This window comes from uncultured Campylobacter sp., from assembly GCF_938017705.1.
Classification (GTDB): Bacteria; Campylobacterota; Campylobacteria; order Campylobacterales; family Campylobacteraceae; genus Campylobacter_B.
On the sequence record NZ_CALIIS010000142.1, the window covers coordinates 1 to 2849 of the forward strand.

The window sequence follows — 2849 nt, forward strand, 5'->3', positions numbered from 1 at the left end:
CGGTCCCGTAATTATCCTGAAACGCTACTAAAATAAAGAATATAGATAAAAAAGCGTAATATAGCAACGGTCGGATTTCTCTGTGTCTTATAGAAAAACCATATGCTAAAGCAGCGAAAAAATAAAATATAAAAATTGCGTATAAAGTGTACATATTTTAACTCATTGTCTATTTAGAGGTATTTTTTCTAACCCAAAGAGCTATCTCTCTAAATTTTAGATAGGCTTTTAATCCTAATAAATTATATATAATAACCCCGATCCTATCCTGCGTCTTAGAATTTTTATCTTTCAGCGCGATCGCGGAATTGTTTTTTATTATCTTATCCATTTTTATTAGAGTGCCCCTACCTAAATCGTCTAAATTATCCTTAAATTTATAAAAGGTCATAAATGCGTCTCTGAGCTTTCTGATCTCTATGGATTTTACGATATCTTTATCATCGCGGAAATATTTTTTTAGCTCGTCTAGGATATTAAATATAATTAAATCTTTAATATCGCCTTTGCTCGTCATGATAGAATTATCTCTTATAAAGTAAAAATAATCCTTCAAGTCGCAAAAAGCTATTTTGTTCACTTTTGAAGCTATTATGGGCGTGGTCGAAAGGTCTTCGTATATCTGACCTTTTGGAAACCTAATGCCTGCAAATAACTCTTTTTTATAAATTTTAGCAACCGCACCGACATTATAAAATTTACCGCAAAATAGACTTTCTATACATTCTTTAGCTGTATGGATTAAAATAGGCTCATCATTTATACTTTTTTCATAAATTTTATCCTCACTGTCTTCATAAGCACGCCTAATTGAGGTGATAGCCATATCCACATCGCATCTATCTATCAAGCAATATAAATTTTGTATATAAAATTTACTTACCCAGTCGTCACTATCTATAAAAGTTAAATATTCACCGCTTGCAATATCGATACCTGCGTTTCTAGCATCGCTAAGACCGCCGTTTTCTTTATGGATTACTTTTATGCGGCTGTCTTTTAGTGCATATTCATCGCAAATTTTAGAACAACCATCAGTACTTCCGTCATCAACCAATATTATCTCTAAATTTTTATAAGTTTGATTTATGATGCTGTCGATACATTTTCCAAGATACTTTTCGACATTATATATAGGTACTATTGCGGATATCAAAACTTCCTTCATAAATCCCCTTTATCATTTAAAATTATCGCGGCACCCAGTATACATACTACAAAATATCCTATTCCAAGCCCAACTACTGTTCCTACGGCACCATAAATAGGAACAAAATATAAATAAGCCACAACGGCACCGCCTAGGGCAAGTCCCCATTTATAAATAAGGAGTTTACCCAACTTCATTTTAATTATATATAAATTTAAAGCCTCGTTTAAAAATATAAGCGGCAAAATAAATAATAGATATCTAAAAATTTCTACTGCGTCGTTAAATTTAGCTCCGAATATTAAGCTTATTAAAATTGGCGATAAAAAATACATCGCCATAGACGTAAAAAGCGAAATAGCAACCATACCGCAAGCAAGCAGCCATATATTTTTCTTTATGGTGTATAGTTCGTCAAATTTATAAACAAATAAAGGCGCAAATGATACCGCTATAATTGGCGCCATAGCAGTCACACTACCAAAAAGCTGAATCGCCGAGGCATATAACCCTAAAGTCGTACCATCACTTAGATAACGCGTCGCAACAATATCCGCCCTCAAAAATATACACATAAAGCAGATACCTAGAAAAAATGGTAGTCCATCTTTAAGAAGGGGCAAAATTTTATTAAAATCAAATGTAAAGAATAGTTCTTTATTTAAAATCTTATAAACCCAAAGCAGACCTAGCGCCATGCAAATACTCTCCAGCGTATATGTAAGCGCATAAATATAGATATTAGTAACCCCTAGCCAAAATAGCGATGCCAGAATAGTAATCTTGATGATCGTAAAACAGATATATAGCACACTTCTATATTTTATCATCGTCTGAGATTGTAAAAAGGCCGTGACGATACCGAATGCTTCGTCTAACAAAATACAAAATCCGAGAATTAGAGCCAGATTAAACGCTTTTACATCATCACTAAAATATACGAATGCTAAAAAAGCGATATATGCTACTATGCAGAAAAATGCCCTGATAAAAAAGCCGCTTCCCATTAAATATCTGCGCTGTATAGCATCCGCGTTCGTAAGCATAGGCACCATAATCTCTGCCGGATTAATATATGAAAGCGATTTGAAAATAACTACAAGCCCCAATAAATATTGAAAAATCCCATATTTTTCAATCCCTAAAACTCTGGCTAAAATCGACGCAGTCACAATACTGCCGCCGATCCTAATACCATGTTCGAACAGAAGCCAGGAAATATTTTTGATAAATTTTATTTTGTTGCTCATAGTTTTAAGCTCAAAATCCTTTAAAAATTTAGATCGTATGATTGTATCCATCAAAAATTTAAAAGCAAATAAACAATATAAATAAATTGTGCGGATTTAAATTCGCCTATAAATAAATTATTCAAAATCTAAAGTAATTGTAAAAGCAATAAAGCAACTAGGTAAAATAACAGAGAAGTAAATAAAGTTAATATGCTTAGACATAACAATTGCTGCCAAAACCCAGATAAAACAATAGCTAAAATTTACAATCTTATCTGCCTCCGAAAAGTATAGAGTCATACCCTTTATAAATTTTTATAAAAACAAAGGGAGAAGTCCAATTTACGCCCTCTCCCTATTTTATATATTCTTTCTTATTACTCTCCCTTACCTTTCTTACCCTTCTTGCCTCTCTTACCTTTAGCCTTAGACGATCCCTCTTCTTTAGCTTCGTCTTTCAACTTAGC

2 protein-coding genes are annotated in these 2849 nt (G+C 32.9%); both read right to left on the reverse strand.

Features of this window, described 5'->3' with window-relative positions:
- Positions 1-169: 169 nt before the first annotated feature.
- Positions 170-1156 (reverse strand): glycosyltransferase family 2 protein, encoded by a 987-nt coding sequence (locus Q0605_RS07305; RefSeq protein WP_298705567.1) that lies wholly within the window; start codon positions 1154-1156, stop codon positions 170-172.
- 8 nt (positions 1157-1164) lie between these two features.
- On the reverse strand, positions 1165-2400 hold the full coding sequence (locus Q0605_RS07310; RefSeq protein ID WP_298705570.1) for an oligosaccharide flippase family protein: 1236 nt from the start codon (positions 2398-2400) through the stop codon (positions 1165-1167).
- Between the last annotated feature and the right edge of the window lie 449 nt (positions 2401-2849).